This is a genomic window from Bacteroides sp. AF32-8BH (assembly GCF_003435205.1).
GTDB lineage: Bacteria > Bacteroidota > Bacteroidia > Bacteroidales > Bacteroidaceae > Bacteroides > Bacteroides ovatus.
Genome location: NZ_QVLZ01000002.1, coordinates 26,200 through 52,795 on the forward strand (window position 1 = coordinate 26,200; position 26,596 = coordinate 52,795).

Consider the following 26,596-nt stretch of genomic DNA (forward strand, 5'->3'; position numbering starts at 1 on the left):
CTTATTTTACAGGTCTTTGATACTATTTTCCAAGTCGAGCGGGTGAACATTCTCTATGTTTGCACCGCTAAGGAATAGTAAATGATTTATTAACCTTGTAAAATTTAGTTTATGAACGACAAAGAAAATCAAGAAAAGAGTTCTTATGAAAAACTAAGGTTTCTGGCGACTCTTTTTGTGTTATGCTTGAGCACGATGGCTTGGGCGCAGATGAAAGTCACCGGGACAGTGGTCGATATGATGGGGGAACCCATTATTGGCGCCAATGTGGTGGAAAGTGGGAATAAAACTGTAGGTACAATTACCGACCTCGATGGTAAGTTTACCCTGAATGTAAGTAAAGAAGCAACGTTGGTCATTACTTATGTAGGTTTTACAGAGAAAAGAGTAAAAGTGAACGGCAGGTCACAGCTTACCATTAAACTGGAAGAAGATTCTAAAACGTTGGATGAAGTGATCGTGGTAGGATACGGTTCAGTGAAAAAGTCGAATCTGACTACTTCAGTTGCTAAAATTTCCTCCGATGCGATTGATGGACGCCCCATTACCAGCCTAAGTGACGCACTTTCCGGCCAGTTGGCAGGTGTACAGACACAGACATCAAGTGGTATTCCGGGTGAAGAGATGCAGATTCTCGTCAGAGGAGCAAGCTCCATTAATGGTTCCTCTTCTCCGCTAATTGTGGTGGACGGTGTAATTACAGAATCCATGAGTGATGTAAATCCGTCAGATGTAGCTTCTATTCAGGTATTGAAGGATGCTGCCGCTACCTCTATTTATGGAGCCAGAGGTTCGGCGGGAGTTGTGCTGATTGAAACCAAGCAGGCAAGTGGGTCTAAACCGGTGATTACCTGGGAATCCTACATTGGTACACAAAATGCGGTGGGATTACCCGAAATGATGACAGCAAAAGAATGGCTGGCATATAATATATGGTATACCAATGCCAAGTATTTGAATAAAGGAGGAACGAATAGTATGTATGTTCCTAATAAGAAAAGATCCTCCGGCGATCAGATCAACGAACAATGGTTGGTGAATCCTAATTCAGATGTAGCCGACTGGACGTTTAGAAATGACATTCCGACTACCGACTGGATTGATCAGATTATGCAAAATGCTCTGACTCATAATCACCAGGTATCTGTTTCCAGTAAAGGAAAGAAATATTCTATCTATCTTTCTGCCGGTTATCTGAATCAGGAAGGTATTGTTAAAAATACAGGTTTCGAACGTTTCAACTTCCGTTTGAATGCTTCGGTAGATCTGAATAGATATATCAAGGCTGGCGCTACGTTTGCCCCTACTATTTCTCACCAGGATAAAGGAGAGTCTGAAGGAAAGGATAAACAGATAATGAATGCATTGCTCATGCCTCCTATCATTGGCTTGGATGAAAATACCCGTGAATATGGATTCAATGCAAGCTATCGTAATAACGTGAACCCTTACGAAAGATTGATGTCAGTAGTAGATAAGAGGGAAAAGAAAACCTTCAATACCTCTTTGTGGGCGGAGGCAAAAATCATAAAAGGATTGACTTTCAAAACATTGTTCAGCTATAACTCGGACATGAGAATTGATGAGTACTTCCTTCCGGCAAATGTACAGCCCAATAATGGCTCGACTACGCAAGGAACTACCTCTACTCTTAGCATAAGCCGTACCGGTATTCAGAATACGTTGACTTATAACACAACACTGAATAAGAAGCATGCTTTAGAGATTCTGTTGGGGCAAAGTATTGACGAACGTAATGAATTCAGGACAAGTTTGGGAGCAATGGACTATCCGCTGGAAAGTGTACCGACCCTCAATATGGGTGCTACCCCTACGGAAGCCAGCAGTTCAAGAACCATTGTTCGTACTTCATCGCTTTTCGGACGTGTGAACTATAATTATGCAGATAAATATCTGGCTTCAGCATCAGTGCGCCGTGATGGTTCTTCTCGTTTCGGTCCGGGAAATCGTTGGGCTGTTTTCCCGTCCGTATCAGCCGGATGGAAGATCAGTGGTGAGGAATTTATGAAAGATATCAAAGTTATCAACCTGTTGAAACTACGTGCTTCCTGGGGTATGTCCGGTAACGACCGTATTGGTACTGCCGATTATATTCCTAATTATGATGTGACTAACACCGTGTATGGAGGAACTTCACAAGTGGGTGTGTATGCAAAGAATATAGCCAATGACAAACTTAAATGGGAGACAACCAAAGCATTTGATATTGGTTTTGACCTCTCTTTATTCAATAATCGTGTACAGTTGAATGTAGACTATTATATAAATAAGACAGATGATTTGCTTTATTCTACGAAGTTGCCTGCTGCGACCGGTTTCAGTACAGTAAAAACCAATCTTGCATCTATTGAAAACAAAGGATGGGAGATAGACCTGACGACAGTCAATGTACATACTAAAGCATTTAAATGGTCAAGCTCGCTCAATCTGGCAACCAATAAGAATAAGGTGCTTGATATGGGAGGAAATGATAATGTAATTACAGAAGCCTATGATGCTCGTTTTATTACAAAGGTGGGAGGTCCGATTTCACAATTCTATGTTTACCGTACGGATGGTTTGTTAACAAACGACGACTTTGAACTTGGTCCTGATGGTAAGTATGACAAATCCCGTCCTCGTGTTCCTGTCCTGACCAACCAGATTCCCGGAAATGTGAAATATGTAGATATGGACGGTAATGGGGAAATCAATTCCGACGATATGGTTCCTTATGGATCGAATGATCCGGATCTGACATACGGATTCACCAATCGTTTCTCTTATAAGAACTTGGAATTAAGTGTATTCCTTCGTGGACAAATCGGTGGTAAGGTGCTTTATCTGGCTGGTCGTAGTTTGGATACGGGACGTGGAAATTACAATGGATTGAAAAGATGGCTACATGCTTATAAAGAAGAATATGCCGGAGGAAATCCGATACCGACAAGTCTGGGAGTAGACATGTCCTGGGATGGTAAGACTCCATTACCTTACGGACTTGGCAACAACTCTCCTCTTAATAAGGACGGTCAAATGCACATGACAGACATGGCTATTTATAATGCTTCTTTCTTGCGGATACAGAACATCAGCCTGACTTATAAATTGCCTAAGAGATGGTTGAGAAAATCTCATATTCAGGCAGCTAAAGTCTATGTGACGGCAGAAAACCTGTATACGTTTACAGATTATATCGGTAATCCGGATGTAAATAGCTATTCGCCCGATAATCCGATGGTGCGTGGTGCGGATTATACCACTTATCCGCAGTCGAGAAAGTATATATTCGGAGTTAACTTAACATTTTAATCTATTGCCATTATGAAATCATTTTATAAATTAATAGTAAGTATAAGTTGTCTGTTCGCACTATCTTCCTGTGAAGGATATCTGGATGTGGAGCAACCCTCTATTTATACTGACCAGAACTATTATAAAACGCCGCAGGATTTTGAAACGGCGATTAATGGTTGTTATGCACAATTGCAGACTATCTATAATAAGAATTATATGGAAGCAATTGTCACTCGTGCCGACGAGGTTCGTAACTCTACCCCGATAGGACGTTTCATGGATACCCCGATGGAGAGCAAATGGTCAAAGCCCTGGTCGGCTTGGTGGACACTGGTGTTTCGTTGCAATCAATTATTAAGCAGGATAGATGCAGTGGTTTTTACCGATGAAGATCGTAAAGCATATATTACCGGAGAGGCTTATGCATTGCGCGGACTGGCTTATCTTCAGTTTGCCTGGTGTTGGGGTGGTGCTCCGTTGATTACTAAGGAAATTTCTCGTGAAGAAGTGTATAAGGTAGCACGTTCCAGTCAGGAGGATACTTACAAACAGGCGATTTCTGATTTTGAAGATGCGTTTAACAGGCTGCCTGACAGTTGGGCAAGCAGTGAGGCAGGCCGGGTGACGAAATATGCTGCTGCCGGTATGCTGGGACGTACTTATATGTATATGCATAATTACACGAAGGCGGCAGAATATTTGGGAAAAGTCATTGAACAGGAAGGCACTCTTTATGAACTGGCTGGTAAATATGAAGATTGTTTCAGTGACGAATATAATAATGGTAAAGAACGGGTTTGGGAAGTTCAATATCTGGGTGGTACTACTGGTAAGGCTTTGGGATTAAGTCAAAGTTTTAGTGGTTGGTTCATTCCTTCTACGCTGAATAAAGAGAAAGGGGACTATGCTAAGTTGAACGGCATTACGTTCAATGGTGCTTCCAGCTCCATCCGTGCTTCCATGTCCATTGCGGGCGACGGAGTGTATGAAACAGGAGATAAGAGAAGAGACTTGACAATAGTCAATAACCTGTATCTTGACAAGAGCGCTCCGCAGGCCGATGTATATGTGGTGCGGAAGTTCTTAAGAGCCGCTAAGAATGCGCCGACGGCAGTTGACGAATGGGGAAATAATATTCCTATCCTGCGTTATACGGATGTTAAGTTGATGTATGCGGAAGCACTGAACGAATTGGATTATGCTACTTATCTATCTACCGATATATTGCCAATTATCAATGACGTAAGAAAGAGAGCAGGTCTGTCTGCTAAATTGTCAAGTGATTTTGCCGATAAACAAGCGGTATTAGACTATCTCGTTAAAGAGCGTTTTGTAGAATTCTCTTTCGAAGGAATCCGCTGGCCGGACTTGATTCGTTGGGATTTAGCAGAAGAGGCGATGGCAACACACTTTGCCCTGGTAGACGAAGGTTATAATGAAACGACCGAACAGCCTACGTATGCAATGAAGTCATATAATAAATTGGCGCCTATTCCTCTGTCGGATATATTAGCTTATGGAAATAAGGATATTATGTGGCAGAATGATGGTTATTAATCGTTGGTTAACACAAAAAAGAAAGCTATGATGATAAAAACATTGAGATATATGATGTTGGGTGCTGTGCTGGTTATGGCAGGGACCTCTTGCAGTGATAATGATGAATATGACAATCCTTCACGTCCGGTAGAGCCGGGTGATTCCTACTTCAGTTCGGAACCGGTTGAAGAAGGTCCTTCCCTCTTTGATGCCGCAACCATAAATACCAGTAAGATTCCCCGGGTCACTTCGAACAAGAATACTGGCCTGGATGAATACTATCCGTTAGATCCGGGAGATACATGGGCGTCGGTTATTCGTCCGGAACGTGTGAAGTTTTTTGAGAAATTCCTGAAAGAAGATATGATATTTGTCAATGGGGGTACGTTCCTGATGGGAGCTACGGCAGAACAGGGAGAAGGTGTGCATATTGACGAACTTCCGGTACATAAAGTAACTGTGAGCGATTTCTATATTTGCAGGTTTGAGGTAACACAGGAAATGTATTCATACGTAATGGGTAAATGGGAGAATTTCTCATGGAAAGATCTTGCTACTACCCGGTTGCCGATGGATAATCGTCTTTTCTCTGAAATGCAGACATTCTGTAATAAATTGAATGAGATAACAGGATTACATTTTACCTTACCTACGGAGGCGCAATGGGAGTTTGCGGCTCGTGGAGGCAGGAAAAGAACTTCAACGGTTTATGCCGGAAGTAATAATTTTGATGAAGTGGGCTACAATCTTTCCAATTGTTACCGTTTGCCGGAAGGACAGACTGGTATGCAGTTCTGGCCGGAAGAAGTAGGAAAAAAATTACCAAACGAATTAGGACTTTATGATATGTCCGGCAATGTAGCGGAAGTCTGCCTCGACTGGTACGACGAATATAGTGGTGAAGATCAGGTAGATCCGGTAGGTCCGGACGCATTGCCGTCGGATGTGCCTCAAAAACGAATCTGTCGTGGTGGAGGATGGAATACAAATACGAGTGCTTGCCGGGTTTCTGCCCGTGCTGCCTTTCCCGTAGATAAACGTAATAAGTTGATTGGTTTCAGGTTAGTACATCCTAAATTGGAGAATGTACAATAAGTGTTTGTTTTAAGGTATTGAATATTAATAGGTAGAGTAATGAAGAAGTATGGTATAATAGGGATCGTGTTTGTCGGGGTAGCGGTGATTTGTGCTTTCACATTTAGAGGGCATAAAGAGGCTGACTATTTGTTGACGGATTTTCCGGCAGAAGCTGATCCGGTGACGGTTGGAAACAAGATAGCCGATCGTTTTCTGGAGCAATGGCATTCGCAGTATGGCAGTCCGCTACGTGTAGACGAACCGCGTACACAAATCACTTATCCGGATGTATGCACTTGGTTGGGTGGATTGTGGTTCGCGCAGGCAACAAAAAACAGAGGCTTGGAGGAACGCTTGGAAGCGCGCTTCCAACCTCTCTTCACGACAGAGGCTTATCTGCAACCGCAAGCCAATCATGTGGATAATAATGTGTTTGGTGCTGTTCCTCTGGAATTATATATGCAGACTAAAGATGAAAAGTATCTGGCAATGGGTATGAAATATGCAGATACACAGTGGGATGCACCTGCAACGCAAGAACTAACCGAAGAAGAAAAAGCATGGGCCGACAAAGGATATTCCTGGCAAACCCGTTTGTGGATGGATGATATGTTTATGATAACAGCCGTTCAGGCGCAAGCCTACCGGGTTACGCAGGATATGAAATATATTACCCGTGCTGCCCGTGAAATGGTAGTGTATCTGGACTCCCTCCAGTTGGACAACGGTTTGTTCTATCATGCTCCTTCTGCTCCTTATTGTTGGGGAAGAGCCAACGGCTGGATGGCTGTGGGTATGGCAGAATTGTTACGTATCTTGCCGGAAACGAATCCGGATTATGCGGAAATAATGGCTGCTTATCTGAAAATGATGAAAACGCTGAAAGAGACACAGAATGAAAAAGGAATGTGGAGACAGCTGGTAGACGATCCGGAGTTGTGGGAAGAAACATCAGGAAGTGCAATGTTTACGTATGCCATGATTGTAGGAGTAAAAAAAGGTTGGCTGGATGCGAAAGAGTATGGCGAAGTTGCCCGCAAAGGATGGATTGCTTTATGTAGCTATATTGATAAAGCGGGTGATGTGAAGGCGGTATGCGAAGGCACGATGATAAAAAACAGTCGTGAGCACTATATCAATCGTTTGGCATTGACAGGTGATCTTCACGGACAGGCACCCGTACTTTGGTGTGCTTATGCTCTGGTGACAGATTTTAAAACAAATAAGTAAACAAAAAAATCCATGAAAACACGTATCATATTCTTTTTCCTGATAATAGTTGCTTCGTGCATACAGGCACAGGTCCGCATGGTCGCCGGGCAACCAGTCTTGTTCGAAAAACAGGATGTGATTGATCTTGCTACATATAACTGGCCGCGTACATTGATAAGTTATGTAGTGGTATTTGATGGAGGAGTAAAAGAAGAAATGCTATCGTTAACGGATAAGAGCCAGGGTGTACCTGTTCCTTTTCAGTTATCGGAGAAAGTGGTAAAAAACGGATTCCTGCAACGCGCCAGAGTCAGTTTCTTTGCCGCATTGCCACAGGGGGGGGAATATGCGTATGAACTGGTCGCAACCGGGCGGAAGCCGGTTACTGTTGACAACCCTTTAGCAGTGGTATCAGAAGATGGACAGTTTTCAATAGGTAATAAAGATATGACTGTGTACATTCCCGCGTCACAGTCTGTAAAAGCCGGAAAAGCTCCGGCTCCGGTGTTGTCTGTGCAGAAAGGCGACCGGAAGATAGGGAATAATAGGTTGTATGCCCACCGTAAGAATGTAGAACGGATTGAAACGCTTCCGGTGGAGGTCGGTGAACTGTTTGTGAAATATCAGATGAAGTACTATCTGGCAGGAAACGCTACGTATACTGCATGGATAAAGGTGGTACAAGGATATCCGTTTGTCATATTGGAAGAAGAGATGAACGGATTATCAAAAGAAGACCGGGTATATCTGGATATGTGTTGGGACAATTTTGCTCCGGTCAAACGCTTCGGTACACAATGGGACCGCGTGTTCGACAAGGCTTCACAATGGATAGGTATTGATACGCCTGTACATACCAGCTATTCTCAGGAAGACCCGCACTGGACAGGAATGGGATGGATCGAAGATCCTTCTAAAGAGATGATCTTCCGCATTTCCCCGTTTGGTGGAAATTCGGTCAGGGAACAGCCTCCTGTCATGTCTTTTTGGGAAGAGGGAAAGAATGCGGATGAATTGGGCGTCTTTGTTTACGATCATCAAAAGTGGGATGACCGGCAGTATGGTATCTGGCAGCCTACTCCTGATTTGAGTATTTATTTCCGGTATGATGATAACAAACTATACTTTAAATATCCGCTTGTCGATGGAAGCCGCTCTACGGCAATCGCCTTTTTCTCCGAAGAACAGGGACGGAAAGCAGTGGTCGGTTTTAATAAACGTATCGATGAGATAGCCAAAGCCGGAGGCGCGCATAAATCAGAGTTTTTGTCGTATCGGTATACACAGATGCTTCATCAGCAATATGCTTCTTTAAGCCTGGATAGGATAAAAGATTGGGAACTTGAATATGCTAATGACAAAAAACAACCGGAGAACCTGTTTACAAAGGATCATACCGGACAGACAGCGGAAAGTTTCTATCAGAATATGATTTCGTCCGCTTTTGCTTATTATCCGATGGGACTGAATTTTTATCCGGGGATTCATTCGATAGAACATCGTCCGGTATATTCCAAGTTGGTAGAAGGATACTTGTTTCATGCCCGGAGTTTGACGGAAAAGCAACGGAAAACAGTGAACGCTTTGTTTATTCTCGGTGGCTACGTGAATATGCTTGAAGAGATGAATGCCATCCGGAATTCATTGGCAGGTACCGCTAATATGGCCGCTGATGGTTGGTGTGTCCCGATGCAGACAGCCTATTTGTTTCCGGAGCATCCGATGGCAAAAGAATGGGGGGACTTTTTCGAGAAATGTCTGGAGATATACGGAGTGTTTTATACACGTCCCGAAGTAAGGACTTTCGAAGGTAAAGGCGGACGTTGGGTAGAAAGCCTGGGTGTTTATAATTGGGCTTATCTTCGTCCGACAGGGCATTCCAACATTGCAGGTGAATTATATGACGGGAAAAACCGTTTTGCCAGTTCGTATATGGCGGAGAGGGGAAAATGGCTGGTGGATATGCTGACCGCTCCCGTGTATAATTATAGAAATGTGGAAGGAGCACAGCCGGGCTATCCGGAAGGATGGAGGCCGGGAGATGCCTTGGATGAAAAATCTTTCACCCGTCAATATCCCGCTCATGGTGCGCATGGTGGGGGAACAACCGTAGATCGTCCCAGTTCATTGTTCGAATTGGGTGAATGGTTGTTTAATTATGATCCGATAGTAGCAGAGAATATATTCTGGGCAGGAACATTTGGCAAAGAGTTAGAGCATAAACTGAAAGACTCTGACTGGGCTGAAGTGTATAAGCGAATTCATACAGTAGATAACCGGGGTACAAATCCTCATCTGAAAAGCTGTAAATACGTGGGACACGGCATTGTGCTTCGTGCGGGAGTCGATACGCCGGAAGAATTATCCATTCATTTGGAGCAGGTGGACAAGGGACCCAATTATCGTTGGGGAAATCAGGCACAGGGAAATTCCGGTGGTATTTACTTTTATGCGCAGGGACAGATTTTTACAGGGCATGAGAATGAGAATGCCGGAGATCACATCACCAATAATCTGGATGGTGTCACTAACTTCGGTGTCATGAAGAACGGGGAATTCCGTACCATCGGCATGAATGAGTTGACTGCTCCCTTGTATGACTTGGGTGTCGCACAGTTTGCGGAGTTACTGCCTGCCACCGGAAAAGATTTATATAGTTGGCCTGAATATCAGTCGCGTAGCATTTTGCTGGTAGGTACGGACTACTATTTGATTTTTGATGAAACAGGAACTAATTGGAGAGCGGCACATCGTTTTTCCTGGTTCACCGGGAAAGGATTTGAATATCCCCAAATTACTTTCCTATCTAAAAAAGCACGTGATGACCATTGGACTGTGGCAGAAACTGCTACTTCCAGAGGCTTCTATCGGGATGCGTTTGGTTCGCTGCTTACGTTGGTTTCGCATAAAAAGGGAGAAGTGGTTCCGTTGCGTGGAAAATTGAAAAATATTCCTTTATTGGGAACTGAAGAGGTAGCTGATTTTATTCCGGCAAAGGAAGGGGCTTATCCTGAAGGAGTCATCGGTATTCGTGCTCCCCAAAGTGAGGATTTGGTATTTCGTGCAGGAAAAACCTTGGAATATCGTACGGAACAGGAAGATTTTGAAGGCAAAGCAGGAGTCATTCGACGGATGAAAGACGGGAGTCTGCAGTTGGCTTTGATTCGAGGTACTAAGATTGCTGCAGACGGGTTAGGTCTGTCGATGGAAGCCGGGGATGAGGCAGCGATTGCTTTGACTCGTGCCGTTGACGAAACTTTATTCGGTACGTTTAAGGCTCTGAAAGTAACAAAGGTCACTCTTACCGGAGTGACGCCCAAAGGGACTTTTTATATAGATGGAGTGGCTCAACCTGTCCGTGTGAAAGCCGGTCAGGCAGTGCTAACCCTTCCGGCGGGACAACATAGTCTGGAATACACAGCCGGAAAAGCAATGCCATTGCCTGCTGAAATCACAGATGTGGAATATGAGAAGAATCATTTCTTGATTTACTGGCAGAATCCGAACCGGTTGAAGAGCGTCCGGCTGGAAGTTTCTGTGGATGGTGGAAAACATTGGGAAACAGTGACGACAACTCTTCATTCTCCTTATAAGCTGTCTAAAGATGGATATAAAGATAAAATACATATCCGTGCTGTTGCTATGAATGGCAAAAGAGCAGCTTCATCCGCTAAGGAATATCCGGTTTATGTTACCGGTGAGGCTCCTCATTATCCGGAAGGAATCTGGATGAAACTGGATGATAACCAGGTGGAAATATCATGGGGAAAAGTGCTCGGAGTACAGAAATACCGTTTGTATCGGAGAGTAAAGGGGGAACAGGAATTTCGTCTGATATATGAAGGCAAAGCAAATTGTTTTGTTGATAAGACAGCAGCAGGAGTTTGTAAGGCATTTGCAATGCCCGGTTCATTGGATAATCGCTTGCAGGACAGGCACGGTTTGAAGGTGTATGAATATGCAGTGGCCTCTGTCAACGGAAATGGCGAAGGAGCCTTGTCGCCTGTTGAAAATACAGATCCCGCTTCGTGGAAGAATTGGTATCCGGCTGTTACATTGAAGTTCAAACGTCAATCAGCTTTCTGGATGCCTCCATATATGTCTGCGAATATGTCGCCGGAGAAGTATTATCCTGATTAATAACGTGCCGGTTTATGTCCGGTTAAAATGCCCGGTAGGGTCTAAAATAACAGAAATAAAATGAGAATAATATATTTTTTATGGGCGTTGGTGTTCGTTCTTTCTTCTTGCAAGGAGAAGCCCTCTACCTCTATTGTGTTGAAGAATCCTATAAATGAAGAGCGTGTGGATGAAAGCTTCAGACTTTCGCGTATGGAGTTGAGGGCAGTTGGAGACGAATTACTTCCTGTGGTGAAGAAAGCGGATGGAACATATATTCCTTGTCAGGTGGACGATATGGATCAGGATGGTTTATGGGATGAGCTGGCTTTTGTATATACCTTGGGCGGTCATGAAACGGTAGAGCTGTCGCTGGACTGGATGTCGGCTGCCGATTATCCGGTTTTTGAACGACGTACCAATATCCGCTATGGGAAGATGACTTCTCCGGGACAGGTGGAAGAATTATCCTCCGATACGCATGGAAAGCAGAATCTGCCCCGTTCGGTCAATTATCCTTATCAGATGGATGGACCGGCATGGGAGAATGACAAAGTGGGATTCCGCCATTATTTTGACGGTAGGAACTGTCGCGATTTATTTGGTAAGAGAGTTTCTGAAATGGTACTTGATACGGTAGGTCTCCGTGCAGATGGATATCCTGACAATACCTATCAGGTGTTGAGAGAATGGGGATGTGATATTTTAAGTGTGGCGAATTCTTTCGGACTGGGAGGAATTGCTATCCAGTTGCAGGATACGCTGTTGCGGATGGGAGTGGAGCAAAAAGATACAGTGGACATCATTGATTCTTCTCATTTTGAGGTGATAGCGGAAGGACCTGTACGTTCCGTCTTCCGGTTGGATTTTACGAGATGGGATGTGTTGGGAACAAAAGTCGATGTTCATGAAACGGTCACTATCTGGGCAGGTAAAAACGGATATGAGGAAGAAATACGTACTTCGCCGCTTCCGGAGAATGCGGTATTGGTAACAGGACTTGTTGCCAATAACAATACGAAGGAATTTGTAGAGAAGCAGTATGCAGGAAAATGGGTTTCCATGATTACACATGATAAACAGACGGTGAATAAGGATTACGAATTGGGTATGGCATTGCTAATCCCTAAGGATCAATTAGTGGAAACGTTCCATGCACCCGATGAAGGAAACGGAATTCTTAAAACATGGTGTGCCAAACTGAAACCGGGTAATAATGGATATCGTTATCAGGTGTATGCCGGCTGGGAACTAGGAGTGGATGATTTCTCTAAACGTGAGGAATTTATTCGTCTGGTCGATACGTATGCCGATTATTTAAATCATCCTGTTAGTATACATATTAATTAACCTGATAATAAAAGAATAGATGAAACCGAAAGTTTTTCAATATATAGTTCTCTCTCTGTTGTTGTTCTTCTGCACTTCGGCTTGTAATGATAGCGATGCCAGGGAAAACAGTAATCAGCCTTTGCCTTCAACTCCGGAGGAAGGGCAGGTAGAAGAGGCTGGTCCTTTTATGCGGGGGACTACTTATGAAGAAAGGGGAAAGTCGCTTATCGACTGTATGCTCCGGGTGTCTCCGGGTAAAGGTTACAGTATCAAGTATCTGGCTCCGTTCTATTATGCCAGACTGTGGAGTAATCATGAAACGGCGGAAGCAACGGCCAAACTGATTGAAATCTATCAATATCAGTTGGAACATATCGATGAGGTTTATCATTCAGATTCCGATTTGGAGTTCTTTGTGCATGCTACTATGCATGGATATATGCTTACGAAGACCCGGATGTCGGAACAGTTGCAGAAGAAGATAAAGGATTTCATGAAATTAGGGAAGTATGCAACTGATAAAGGTACGCTGAATATGAGGATGATGCGACAGGCAAGTGGTTTCCTTTGTGCTGAAGAATGGTCTGATTTTGTGGATGCGGACGGGCAAACTTCTTCCCAGCTAAAAAGCTATTTGCATGGCAGAATACTGAAAACCTTGAAATCTTTCTTCACAGACAACTGCCCTGAAGCCGACGCTTTTACTTATTTGGGAATAAATCTTCAGTATGTGAGGATGCTTGCAGAATTTAGCCGGGATGAAGAAATTCGAAAAACCGCTGCGACGATTTATCAACACATGGTGGCACAGCTGCTGTTACCTTGGAATCAGGGACTTTATTGTGCCAATCCTTCCCGTTGTAAAGGCTGGGCGAATTTATGTACCGGAAATTTGAGTGTAGACGTGCAGATTGGGCAGTTGGCCTGGCTGTTTTACGGAGGACAGAATGAGCGTAAGATTCGTTTGGATGCCGGTAAAGATAATTTTGCCTGTTTCAATTTCTGGATGGCTTACCAACGTAATGTCAAACCTCTCCCTTACCTTCAGTCGCTCAATGCCGGTAAGCAATACCCCTATCATTTTGAGGCTTTGCGTATAAACGACGATCATTTTTGTTGCAGATATACGTATCAAAGTAAAAACTATGGCTTATCCACACAAACGATAGAGGCTTTTTCTAATAAGTTGAAAGGTTTCCAGTATACTTATGCTTTTAAGGAAACTAAAAATCTGCATTTGGTGTGGCAGTCTGATCTGTCTGAAGCCTCCGTATTCAGTGTGTGCCATGATAATCCCGAACGTCCGCAAAGCTATCAGACGGTATCAAATAAACCGGGATATGGGGAAAATCCTTATCACAGGGTGTTAGGGTATGAAAGAAGTGCTATCGGGGTGTATAATGTGGCGGAGGATTATATGGACCAACCTAAGTTCTATCAGATGTATGTGCCTTTCACTCGTAAAGGGATTAAAACGAAAATGATTAGAGAAATTAATGGTATGCGGTGGGTGTTATGCCATACCGGTTCGATGATGTTTGCCTTTGCTACTCCTGAAGACTGGGATTTCGGCTTGCAAGATAATAAGTATGGTATCAAAGATCACCATATACTGACGCTTAAAGATGTTAACCGCCGTAGGGGCTCTTGGGTGTTGGAAACAACAGAGATTACTGAACGATACAAAGATGCTCAAGGTGATATGGATGCTGAATTGAAAAAGTTTGCCGGTGACATTGCTGCAAAAGTAAAACTTCAGCTTTCTGCTGACTATGAAACGAGTGATACCCCGTCCATATCTTACACCAATATTCAAGGGGATGTATTGGAGCTGACTTTCTTTTCACCGGAAATGTCATATAACGGACAATATAAGGTCAACGGCAAGGCTGTGGATTTAAATACTGAATACATATCCAAAAGTGATTATATGCAACAAAAGGCGGGTAGTAATAGTGTGCAATTCCATACGGCAACAGGAACAGAAAACTTACAGTTAGAATAGTTTTAATCTATTCTTTGCTGCACGGACATCTTTGCTGTGTGCGGTCTTTCGGAATGGAGAGTTTATAAATTCGTGAATAATTAATAGATCGGCTATGAAGGCTATGAAACTGAAATCTTGTTTTTTGCTTATCGGATTATTGCTGGTATGTAATGTTTATGCACAGGAGTTATGCCGGGCGGATTTTCTCCCTAAGGCTTCTGCAGCTTTTGATTTGCTGACGCAGAAATACAGTGAGGAACGGATCGTAAAAGAAATAAGGGCTAAAAATGTCCGTTGGGTGACTAATCTGATGTCGGCATCTGCTGTTTTCTATAAGGCAACGCACGAGAAGCGTTACCTGGATATGTCAGAGCAGGTGTTTGGGAATGCCATTCGTGAATGGAAGAAAAATGAGAAACTGATGCACGGCAAGGATGATTTCTTTGCATTGCAGAACTTGGCGCTGGCCTATGAAATATTGCAGGACAATGACCGTCTGCCAATGGGAGCTGATGAAGTGATGATTCGTTTTGCCGATCTTCACTTTGATCCTGATTTTGTAATTGATAATAATCAGGGACAGGAACGTGCATTGGGGTTTGTACGGATGTGTAATTTGTTCCCCGATGCTCCGGGCGTTTCCCATTGGAAAGAGTATGTTGATAAGATGTGGCACTTTTGGTATCGTAATAAAGACGTAGATGAAACTGCGACTCTCTATGCTTCCATTCATTTGAATGACATCATCAATATTGCCATTGAGAGTGATAAAGTGGCGTTGTTGAAGACTCCGGAAATAAGACGGTGGTTCGAACGCTATCGTGACCAACAGGCTCCCAGCGGTTATATGCCCGAATATGGAGATGATTATTTCTTTGCCTATAACAACTGGATACTGGTATTTGAAAAGATGGCACGCCTGACCGGTGATGCTTCTTTTCGAAAAGCTGCCTGGAAGTTATTTACTATCGGATACCCTAATTTAGATATTAAGTACTTCAAACCGGGATGGAATCTTCGGCAGGCCTGTGATTGGGCTGCTCTTGCAGAGGTAGCCCTGTTGCCTACCTTTTTTGAAAAATCAGATTCTCCTGTTCGTACTTCTCTGGTCACCACCCGTACAAACCGGAAGGGAAAAACGGATATACCCGACCAGCTGCTATTGCGAGCCTCTTCTGAAGCGGGAACCCCGTTTATAATGAGTGACTTGTATGCATCCGGCACTCATCAGCATCCAAATCTGCGTGGTACGATTAATTACTTTGAAGTGGATGATAACCCTCTGTTTCATGGTGTACAGAGGCATGCTACCGATGTGCGTCATGGCAATACTGTCGTTCTGATGAAAGAGAACGGGAGTGGATTCCCGTTTGATGAGAAGGGCAGCCGGTTGTTCACTAATAGCTGGTTTACAGATTGTGTTGATTTCAGTCAGTCTACGGAGATTTCCGGTGATACTGCAATGCGGGGGATGAGAAAGATGACATTCCGCTTTCAGGGAGAACCGGGTGAAGAGATTTATATTAAGAATGTCCGGTTGATTGGAAAGGCAGGAAACAGGTTGCTGCATGACTGTAGCACGTTAGAGAACTGGAGTAAAAACGTGACTTTGGTTGACTTGGGTAAAGAAGGAAAAGCTGTGAAAGTTGTTCTTCCGGACAAGAATGTCTGTTTTGTGAATCTGGATGTAGCCGCAGATTTTAGTCTGAATGATTATCGGTATATTGGTTGTGATTGGAAGCATACGGCAAAAAGCGGAGCGAAGAAATCGGTATTAGATTTTATGATACGCGCCTATAATAAGGTTTCTCATCCGGGTGAGGAATATATTCACGAGAAAGTAGGAACATTGTTTAATCCGAACACAGTAAGAGAAGCTATGGCAGAAACGCGGGAGGGAGATTCTTATGGACGAATTGTGTTGGATGACCAATGTGTGGATGGATCTGTCCTACAACGGAATATGGTGCTCACAAAAGAAGGAATACTTGTTATACAGGATCATTTATTGCCTGGGGCAGGAACGGAAGGTTATACCGCCGGCAGTTTATGGCAACTTTATTCGTTGGATAAAAGCGGTAAGAATTGGTTCAATTCCACAGGAGAGAATAAAAAGTGGAAAGATCGTTCGGGGAAAGATATTGAAACAAATCAACTATTAGTTTACTTTGAGGAACAGAAGGGGCGTCATTTTGGAGCGCAACAACAGGAGTATACAGTCAAGCCTGTTACAACTTTTGCCAAACAAAAGGTAATCCCCGGTTCTGCTGTTACGTTCGTAACTATTATTGTTCCTCACACTGCTTTATGGAAAGCTGAAGACATAGTGAAAGCTATTTCTGCTCAAACGGATGCTACTCATCAAAGTAATGTTTGGATTACTCTTGCCAATAAGAATAATTTGAAGATTGAAATAACAAAGGAAGGAAATTGGAAAGTGGAAAGGAATGAATGAAACGGGGATAATAACCAATTTGTGCAATTTCTGGATCAGTTAGGTAGAAATAGTAAGAGCATTCAGTTGTTGCAAATTTTGCAACAACTGAATGCTCGCTCCTTTTAATTTTCCTTTTCTATATTGTATTCTTGATTCGTGTTTATTTCCGCCTTACCGTAATATCCCAGCATCGGCACATAAATCGGATTATAATAAGTATTGATATTCTTCAACTTCTTCTCCTCCTCTTTCAGCCGTTTGATTTGCCGTGCGGCAGTGGTAGGGGTAAAGCCACACAATCCTTGAAAGTCGCGACGGGTTAATACAGGGTTGCTCTTGAAGTAGTTTGTCAGCAATTTGTCTATCTCGTCATTTGAAAGGACAGCCGAATGGGGTTTCAGTTTACTTCGCTCCACATGAACAACACTGACTGACCTTTTCAGTTTGGCATCCGCTTTAAAGCTGATGTTGGCTTTGAGTTTTATCTGATTCGCTTTTAGTTTGGGCGAAGTGATAGGCTCTTGACTATTCAGCTTTATCTGGAAATAACCGATGCCATCCAGATGGACGCTTTGTCCTTCCCGAAGACGATCCCCCATAAAATGACTTAGAGATTCGAGAACAGACTTTACATCCCCTTCAGTTAGAGAAGTGGCTATCTGGATTTCTTTGGCTAGATAGTCTGTGTCAATGTGTTGGAAGTTGATTACACGTGCGTGATACACTTCCTTGCTTTCCTCATCTTTGGGACGGGGAGTCTTGTACAATTCAAATTGTATTGCCATTATTTACTTGTTTTTGCCTTATATGACTACGTATTTATAATTTGCTGTTGTTAGTCCTATAAGGGCGTTGTTTTTCTTTGTTGTAAAACTAATCAATCTTTGGACTTAGGGGGGATTTGTTGTTATATAGCTGTTGTTTGTTTGTTATCAAGCGGCTTTATATAAGTGTCCTGCCTTTATTCTTGGATTAAAGTGTAGGTATAGTTGCTTTACAGTGCCTTTATCATTAATCTCCCACGGCCGTGGTGAGATCTCTTCATGGCTGTGGTAGGATCTTTCCACGGCCGTGGGAGGAATTCGTCACGGCTGTGACGAAGTAACTATATCGGTAGCAAAGATAAACTATATCAGGGAGAAAAGCAAAGTATTCCTACTTGTTGTAGGTATTTATATGCCTTGTTCTATTTGATAGATATAGGGCAAGGGAGAATTAAACTATTTTACTGTGATAACAGTGGCATTGTCTGAAAAATATAGTTATATTTGTAGCGTGTCTTCAGAGAGAAGATACGTTTACTTTTGAATTGGAGAAAGTGTTTTTATTATCTGCCTTAGAAAATCTGGTAAATTTGGTAATCGCAGATAATAAGTAACTGGTCTCCACGTCCATGTCGTATATATATTTGTTATATACCCCAACGGGCGTGGAGCTATTGCTTATTATTCGATTACGGGCTTACCAGAGCCTTCTAGGGGATAGTACAGTAATAGTTTCCGCGCCTTTTTATTGGCAAACGGGAACACATAATTAAAAAATGATAGTTATGAGTGACCTTACTTGTTCCTGTTCCTGCCTGATGAAGCACGATTTAGAACGCTCCGTCGACAAGCTTAGTTTTATGAAAGAAAACTGGCCTAGCTTTGCAAATATTGAAAGCGTAGACCAATTGTCAAAAGCTGAATTGCAGTGTTCTCTCTGTTTATTGAATATAGTGATAGACGGGCTGTCTAAAGATGAATTCTCATGTCCGAATAAAGAACTTATCCATTTGGTCATCATGTATGTGTATATACAGGAAAAGTTCGATTTATGTGAAATCAAAGAACTGCATACTAAATTGGTGATGGCTCCTGTGAAGAAAAGAAAAAAATGGCTCTCTAAGTCATAGTTATTCAGGTTGTCTTTGCAAAAATGTGATGAAAGTAGTGCTTTTGCGGTGATAGGTGACAGATGTGGTGATAGGTTGAAAAACAACCTATCACCGCCGGAAACCTCGATGAATAAGGTATTTGATTGCCGTTGGTGATAGGTGATAGAGAAAAGTGATTTTTTATATATGAGAAGAAGCTTATTTGCGAAGAGTATTTTTATTCGGAGTATTCCACACTTTCGTCTGATCGCATACAATATCAATCCATTGGTCACCGCATTTGATCTTGAAATCTCCTTTTTCTAGTCTCCATTTACCGTCATACCCGACAAATGCCAAATCGCTTCCTTTTAGTTTCAACGTAACAGTCTTTGTTTCTCCCGGTTTCAAAGAGATCTTTTCAAAGTTCCGCAGGCGGATATTGTCCGGTGTACTGCTTGCCACCAGATCTTTAGAGAATAACAACACACTTTCTTTTCCGGCAACTTTGCCCGTATTGGTTACATCAATCGTGAATATCAGTTCATCATCGGCATTGAAAGTCGGTTTGTTTACTTTTAGGTTATTATATTTATAATTGGTATAGCTTAATCCGAAGCCGAACGGCCATTGAATATCCATCACCGAATCATAATTGTAGTTACCTCCCATTTGCCCCATATTTTCACAAGGCTTGTAGTCATAAGTCGCCAAAGCGTTGATTAGGCGGGGATAAGTAAACGGCATTTTTCCACTGAAGTTGGCATCACCGGCCAATAAGTTAGCAAGTGCATCGCCACCGTAATTGCTTGGCAGCATGATGTTGACGACAGCTTTTGCCAAAGGCTCTATGTCATTGATAATACGCGGACGTCCCTGGTTCAGAACCAAAACGATAGGTTTACCCGTAGCGGCCAGAGCCTTAACCAGATTGCGCTGATTTTCCGATAAGGTAAGATCCGTCAGGTTGCCGGGAGTTTCGCAATAAGAGTTTTCGCCAATGCAGGCGATGATAATATCTGCCTGTGCTGCCGCTGCTACCGGTTTTTCAATTTCCGGTTTGTTTTCTTCCCACCAGTTATCGTTTTTGTAAGGAGCATAGGTGACTCCCGGTTCGTAGATAATATTCTCTTTTCCGTATTTCTCACACAAAGCCTCGTAGATTGTATGATATGCCTGCGTGTAATCATCGGCAACGTGTCCCTGCCAGCTATACGACCATCCGCCATTCAGGCAACGCATGGAGTTTGCGTTCGGCCCGGTCAGCAGAATCTTTTTGCCTTTCGCTATCGGCAGGGTATGTGCGTCATTCTTCAATAACACTTCCGATTCTTCGGCAGCCTGGAGGGCAACGGCCGCAAATTCCTTAGAACCGAACTTGTCATACTTCTTAATGTCCCAATACGGATTGTCGAATAATCCCAGACGATATTTCAAACGCAACACACGGGCTACTGCATCGTCGATGCGTTCCATAGATACTTCTCCTTCTTCAACCAACTCTTTCAGATAATCGCAGAAACTCACTTCGTAAGGAACCATTGACATGTCGATTCCGGCATTGATGGCAATCTTGATAGCTTCTTTCTTGGTGGCAGCAATATGATCCCGTGTGCAGAGATTGTTTATGTCCGCCCAGTCTGTTACAATCAGACCGTCCCAGTTCAAGTCTTCTTTCAGCCATTCGGTCAGTAATTCACGGTTGGCATGAAAAGGCAGGCCGTTGTCAACGCCAGAATTCACCATCACGCTCAATGCACCATGACGCACGGCCGCCAGGAAAGGAGCGAAGTGTTTTTCACGCATATCGCTGCGTGAGATGGAAGAAGGAGTACGGTCTTTCCCGGAAACGGGTACACCGTAACCCATATAATGCTTCATACAGGCAGCTACATGGTATGCTCCGATGCGGTTCGGATCTTCTCCCTGAAATCCCTTTACGGCCGACACGCCCATTTCTGCATTTACATAACAATCTTCTCCATAGTTCTCCCACATACGTGCCCAGCGCGGGTCGCGACCTAAATCGACAACGGGGGCAAACGTCCAGGGGATGCATCCTGCTTTGGTTTCATAGGCAGATATTTCGGCACTTTTCCTTGTCAGTTCCCGGTTGAAAGTGGCTCCCATGTTGATGCCTTGCGGAAACATCGTTCCGTCCAGCGTGTAGGTCGTTCCATGAATCTGGTCTACTCCATAGATGCACGGGATACCGATTTCTTTCATTGATTTCTCCTGTATCTGCTTGATGGCTTCCGCCCACTTCTCCTTTTTCTGTGCTACTCCCAGAGGGACATTCAGTAGTGAGCCTACCTTATATTTACCGATAACCGTGTCGAGCATCGTCTCGCTTAGACAGAATCCTTTCTCACGGCTGGTTTCAAGGTCAGACACCACATCAATGGTGATTTCACACATCTGACCGATCTTCTGTTCGAGAGTCATTTTTTGAAGCCATTTCCAGATGTTAGCTTCAATAGCCGGATCGGCTGGGATGGCGGGAGGGGTAGCCTGCGCGTGAGTTGTAAGGCAGGTACCGGCAAAGGCTGATACTAATACCATTTTCTTAATGCTTTTCATGAGTTGATATTTTTAGAGTGAGACTTAAAATCTACCACAAATGTAGAAAGATTTGCAGTCACTCGAAAGGGCGAAATGCAATTGAATACATATGATGCCCCAATAAGATACATTTTGTGCGTATGGGTAAAACATTTGGCAGACTGGGTGTGAACGAAATACCATGTCTTCTTGGGGAAAAACATCTACTTTTGTATCGTCGGCCGGCAAAAGATGTTTAACTCTTAAATTATATAATATGCGAAACGCTTTATTTCTTATTTTCATCTCGCTTTGTTTTGTATGCAAATCATCGGCTCAAGGTTACAGTAATCCTGTAATTCCCGGTTTCCATCCCGATCCAAGTGTTTGCAAGGCAGGGGATGATTATTATTTAGTCAACAGCAGCTTTCAATATTTCCCCGGAGTGCCTTTGTTTCATAGTAAAGACCTTGTGCATTGGGAGCAGATAGGAAACTGTCTGACTCGTCCGTCCCAGCTTGATCTGACTAATGCCAATTCGGGAAGCGGTATTTTTGCTCCTACCATTCGTTACAATGATGGAGTGTTTTACATGATTACGACTAACGTTTCCGGTAAGGGGAATTTCCTGGTACATACTACTGATCCCCGTAGTGAATGGTCGGAACCTGTCTGGCTCGAACAAGGAGGCATCGATCCTTCGCTTTATTTTGAAGATGGCAAATGTTTTATGGTCAGTAATCCGGATGGATACATCAACCTGTGTGAGATTGACCCCATGACAGGCAAACAGCTTTCTTCTTCCAAATGAATATGGAACGGTACCGGAGGCAGATATGCCGAAGGTCCACACATTTATAAGAAAGACGGCTGGTACTATCTGCTGATTTCAGAGGGCGGTACGGAATTGGGACATAAAGTAACCATTGCCCGCAGTCGTTACATAGACGGTCCTTATCAGGGAAATCCGGCAAATCCTATTCTGACCCATGCCAATGAGTCGGGACAATCCAGTCCGATTCAGGGAACAGGGCATGCTGACCTAGTGGAAGGCACCGATGGTTCTTGGTGGATGGTGTGCCTGGCATACAGAATTATGCCGGGAACTCATCATACATTGGGACGTGAAACGTATCTGGCTCCGGTGCGTTGGGATAAGGCTGCCTGGCCTGTGGTCAATGCCAACGGAACTATTTCTTTGGAGATGGATGTAACCACTCTGCCTCAACAGGAAATGAAAGGCAGACCGGAACGGATAGACTTTAAAGAAGGAAAACTTTCTCCCGAATGGATTCATTTGCAAAATCCGGAAGCAAAGAATTATACTTTTACCAAAGATGGCAAACTTCGTTTGATAGCAACTCCAGTTACGCTAAGTGACTGGAAAAGTCCTACCTTTGTCGCCTTGCGACAGGAACACTTTGATATGGAAGCATCCGCTCCAGTAGTCTTGCAGAAAGCGGGAGTAAATGATGAAGCGGGACTTTCCGTTTTTATGGAGTTTCATTCTCACTATGATTTATTTGTCCGTCAGGATAAGGATCAGAAACGTTCTGTTGGTTTGCGGTATAAACTGGGAGAGATTACTCATTATGCCAAAGAGGTTTCCTTGCCAACCAGTGGTGAAGTGGAACTGGTGGTGAAGTCGGATATCGATTACTATTATTTCGGTTATAAAGTGAATGGAATATATCATGATTTGGGTAAGATGAATACTCGTTATCTAAGCACTGAAACAGCAGGTGGGTTTACCGGAGTCGTCTTGGGACTTTATGCTGTATCAGCTTCTAAAGAATCAAAGATGTATGCTGATTTTGAGTGCTTTAAGTATAAAGGAAACTAGGGAGAAAACAAATGAATCCCCTTTATAAAACAAATTCACCCCATCGTTTCCAAAACGCTCCCTATATGAATAACATTACAGAAGCGAAGTTATATGCTGAATATATAATTTTGTAGTGTAGAAAACAATATGTTTTTAAATTAACTATTAAACAATAACCATGAGTAAACACTTTTTTAGAAAATGCACATTTGTGCATCTCTTTAGCTTTTCGGTAATCATTCTATTATGTTTGCCGATAATGGCTGTGAAGGCTGCTCCTTCACAAACTTCAACTGTCAGTGGTGTAGTTACCTCGGCTACTGATGAGTTGCCTCTGGTGGGGGTCAGTGTCTTGGTGAAGGAGACAGCCAATGGAACGATAACCGATATGGACGGAAATTTCAAGCTGAATGTGGTATCCGGCCAGACTTTAGTCTTCTCTTATATAGGGTACGTTACGCAGGAAATCGTTGTGACGGGTCAGAAATCGCTCAATGTAATATTAAAGGAAGATACCGAAATCCTTGATGAAGTAGTGGTGGTGGGTTATGGTGTGCAGAAAAAGAAACTGGTAACCGGTGCAACGGTACAGGTGAAGGGTGAGAGTCTTGCCAAGATGAACACCAATAGCCCTTTGCAAGGTATGCAAGGACAGACACCTGGAGTGAACATCTCTTCCACTTCCGGTCAGCCGGGTTCGGACATGAAAGTCAGTATTCGTGGTCTGGGTACTGTCGGAAATTCCAGTCCGCTGTATCTTATTGATGGTGTGGGCGGCGATATTTCCACTTTGAATCCTGCTGATATAGAAAGTATTGATATATTAAAGGATGCAGCTTCGGCAGCTATTTATGGTGCGCAGGCAGCCAATGGTGTAGTGTTGATTACCACAAAATCGGGCAAGGAAGGAAAGGCGCAAATTTCCTTTGATGCCTATTACGGTGTGCAGACTGTGGCACGTAAGATAAATATGCTGAACGCGAAGGAATACATGACCATTATGGACGAGCAGGCAGTTAATTCCGGAAATGCGCCTTATGATTGGAGTTCATTTCGGAGTATTTATGATGCTAATGGGAATGTACACGACACGGACTGGATAGACTCGATGTTTAAAGATAATGCCAGAACGCAGAGTTATACATTGGGTATCACCGGAGGTTCGCAGACTTCCACTTATGCCTTATCGTTGGGGTATATGAGTCAGGAAGGGGTAGTGGGCGGTAAGGACGTTTCGAACTATGAACGTTACAACTTCCGCATCAATTCCGAGCATAAGATATTCAAGGATTCGGATTTGCTGAAAGTGGGCGAGCAGGTCAGCTTCGTCTACAAAATGAACAATGGCATTTCAGTATCCGACCAATATAACAATACTTTGCGCGGTGCATTTGCCACTTCGCCGCTTGCTCCAATCTATAGCGATAACAATGCTTATGATTCTTCTTATAACGATACATCGAACTCCGATTGGTATAACGGTGACGGCAATCCTTATGGTTCAATGATGACCAACAGCAACAACGAGAACAAGACGGCAACATTCTCCGGCAATGTATATGCCGAACTGCAACCAGTCAGGAACTTGAAGTTGAGAAGCGTATTCGGAGCAGTGTACGGTTCTTCGGAATACCGTAGTTTCAATCCGCTTTATCAATTCTCAATTTATACTTATAATACGACCCGTACATCAGCCACCCAAAATATGAATCATTCTTTAGGAATGACCTGGACTAATACGGCTGCTTATGACTGGACATGCGGCAAACATGCATTCAATGCTTTAGTCGGAATGGAAGTATATCGCTATTCTGGTACTTATCTGCAGGCCAAAACCGGAGCATTGAGAGAAGGCTTTGACGATTGGGATCATGCCTATGTAGGTAATGGTACAGCTTCGAGCGCCGATGACGGGATGTCTGTCGATGGATATCCGCATGATGAAAGTCGCTCTGTTTCTTACTTTGGACGTTTCGGATGGAACTGGAAGGAAACCTATATGCTGAATGCTACCTTGCGTGCTGATGGCTCATCGAAGTTTGCACGTGGCAACCGTTATGGTGTATTTCCATCTATATCTGCGGGATGGACCCTCTCAAATGAAAAGTTCATGCAGAATACTCAGAATTGGCTTGATTATCTGAAGTTGCGTGCAAGTTGGGGGCAAGTCGGCAATCAGAACATTGATAATTACCAGTATACGGCTCCTATCACCTCTTCCAATACCCATTACATCTTCGGAACAACCGATGGTGCTCCGGCACAGTCCGGTTACTGGGGGGCATATCCTAGCCGTCTGGCCAATGAGAACGTAACTTGGGAAACCTCGGAACAGACCAATATAGGTATTGATGCACGTTTTTTAAAAAGCCGTTTGAGTCTGACCGCCGATTTCTATATCAAGACAACTAAAGATTGGCTGGTGGAAGCTCCTATTCTGGCTACGGCAGGAACGGGTGCACCTTTTATCAACGGCGGCGATGTGAAGAATACAGGTTTTGAACTGGCTTTAACCTGGAATGACCAAGCAGGTAAAGATTTCAATTATAATATTGGTGTGAACGGTGCATATAACAAGAATAAGGTAGGGAATATTCCTACTGAAGATGGTATCATTCACGGCAAAATCAATATGTTGTATGATAATACACCGGAGTTCTACCGTGCACAGAATGGTCATGCTATCGGTTACTTCTGGGGATACGAAACTGCCGGTATCTTTCAGAATAAAGAACAGATTGCTAACTGGAATGCCGATGGGAAGCATGGCATCCTGCAGGCCGACGCACAAGCGGGTGACGTTATCTACGTAGACCAGAATCAGGATGGAATTATCGACGATAATGATAAGGTGGATTTGGGCAATGGCACTCCCGATTTTACCTACGGATTCAATGTCGGATTTAACTACAAGAACTTTGATTTCTCATTGGTTGCTTATGGAGCCGCTGGCAATCAGATTGTACAATCGTACCGTAATCATGCCAATAGTAAGGCTAACTATACGACTGCCATCCTGAACCGCTGGACTGGAGAAGGAACCTCTAACCGGATGCCTCGTGTGACGGATACTAATATCAACTGGCAGTTCTCTGATCTTTATCTGCAAGATGGTGATTACCTGCGTATTAGTAACATTACCTTGGGTTACGACTTTGCCAAGCTGATTAAACTCAAAGCTATCAGTCAGGCCCGTTTGTATATTCAGGTACAGAATGCGTTTACTTTCACCAAATATGATGGCATGGATCCTGAAATTGGTTACGGAACCTCCGACTGGGTATCGGGTATCGACCTGGGGTATTATCCTCGTCCGCGTACATTCCTCGCTGGTGTCAATCTGAAGTTCTAATTTATATAACCTTAAAAAAAACA

12 protein-coding genes and 1 pseudogene are annotated in these 26,596 nt (G+C 43.4%); 11 read left to right on the forward strand and 2 right to left on the reverse strand.

The features are described 5' to 3' along the window. Positions 1–111: 111 nt before the first annotated feature. The 8 genes from DWZ47_RS01605 to DWZ47_RS01640 all read left to right on the forward strand — a co-directional run bounded on the left by DWZ47_RS01605 (position 112) and on the right by DWZ47_RS01640 (position 17,018). The gene (locus DWZ47_RS01605) at positions 112–3,312 is read left to right on the forward strand and encodes a SusC/RagA family TonB-linked outer membrane protein (protein WP_117512152.1); all 3,201 of its coding nucleotides are present in this window, start codon (positions 112–114) and stop codon (positions 3,310–3,312) included. Positions 3,313–3,324: 12 nt separating this feature from the next. Beyond that, positions 3,325–4,854, forward strand: a complete 1,530-nt coding sequence (locus DWZ47_RS01610) for a RagB/SusD family nutrient uptake outer membrane protein (RefSeq protein WP_004323997.1) — start codon at positions 3,325–3,327, stop codon at positions 4,852–4,854. A gap of 27 nt (positions 4,855–4,881) precedes the next feature. Next, positions 4,882–5,931 (forward strand): formylglycine-generating enzyme family protein, encoded by a 1,050-nt coding sequence (locus DWZ47_RS01615; protein ID WP_229036826.1) that lies wholly within the window; start codon positions 4,882–4,884, stop codon positions 5,929–5,931. A 39-nt stretch (positions 5,932–5,970) separates the two neighbouring features. Next, a complete protein-coding gene (locus DWZ47_RS01620; RefSeq protein ID WP_004302643.1) occupies positions 5,971–7,143 on the forward strand; it encodes a glycoside hydrolase family 105 protein in 1,173 nt (390 codons plus the stop codon). 12 nt (positions 7,144–7,155) lie between these two features. Continuing rightward, positions 7,156–11,265 (forward strand): hypothetical protein, encoded by a 4,110-nt coding sequence (locus DWZ47_RS01625; protein ID WP_117512153.1) that lies wholly within the window; start codon positions 7,156–7,158, stop codon positions 11,263–11,265. Positions 11,266–11,325: 60 nt separating this feature from the next. Further along, on the forward strand, positions 11,326–12,594 hold the full coding sequence (locus tag DWZ47_RS01630) for a DUF4861 domain-containing protein (RefSeq protein WP_117512154.1): 1,269 nt from the start codon (positions 11,326–11,328) through the stop codon (positions 12,592–12,594). 19 nt (positions 12,595–12,613) lie between these two features. Continuing rightward, the gene (locus tag DWZ47_RS01635; protein ID WP_004323994.1) at positions 12,614–14,581 is read left to right on the forward strand and encodes a hypothetical protein; all 1,968 of its coding nucleotides are present in this window, start codon (positions 12,614–12,616) and stop codon (positions 14,579–14,581) included. Positions 14,582–14,675: 94 nt separating this feature from the next. Beyond that, on the forward strand, positions 14,676–17,018 hold the full coding sequence (locus DWZ47_RS01640) for a hypothetical protein (RefSeq protein ID WP_117512155.1): 2,343 nt from the start codon (positions 14,676–14,678) through the stop codon (positions 17,016–17,018). Between the two features lie 104 nt (positions 17,019–17,122). Here DWZ47_RS01640 and DWZ47_RS01645 read toward each other — a convergent pair whose 3' ends face one another. Continuing rightward, positions 17,123–17,785 (reverse strand): HU family DNA-binding protein, encoded by a 663-nt coding sequence (locus DWZ47_RS01645; RefSeq protein WP_117512156.1) that lies wholly within the window; start codon positions 17,783–17,785, stop codon positions 17,123–17,125. Between the two features lie 764 nt (positions 17,786–18,549). Between DWZ47_RS01645 and DWZ47_RS01650 the strand changes: the two genes are divergently transcribed. Beyond that, a complete protein-coding gene (locus DWZ47_RS01650) occupies positions 18,550–18,894 on the forward strand; it encodes a hypothetical protein (RefSeq protein ID WP_117512157.1) in 345 nt (114 codons plus the stop codon). A gap of 180 nt (positions 18,895–19,074) precedes the next feature. Here DWZ47_RS01650 and DWZ47_RS01655 read toward each other — a convergent pair whose 3' ends face one another. Next, positions 19,075–21,435 (reverse strand): glycoside hydrolase family 3 protein, encoded by a 2,361-nt coding sequence (locus tag DWZ47_RS01655; protein WP_117512158.1) that lies wholly within the window; start codon positions 21,433–21,435, stop codon positions 19,075–19,077. 238 nt (positions 21,436–21,673) lie between these two features. Here DWZ47_RS01655 and DWZ47_RS01660 point away from each other — a divergent pair. Then, positions 21,674–23,239, forward strand: a pseudogene (locus DWZ47_RS01660) (glycoside hydrolase family 43 protein). A 241-nt stretch (positions 23,240–23,480) separates the two neighbouring features. Then, positions 23,481–26,573 (forward strand): SusC/RagA family TonB-linked outer membrane protein, encoded by a 3,093-nt coding sequence (locus DWZ47_RS01665; RefSeq protein WP_374938661.1) that lies wholly within the window; start codon positions 23,481–23,483, stop codon positions 26,571–26,573. The last annotated feature ends 23 nt before the right edge of the window (positions 26,574–26,596 follow it).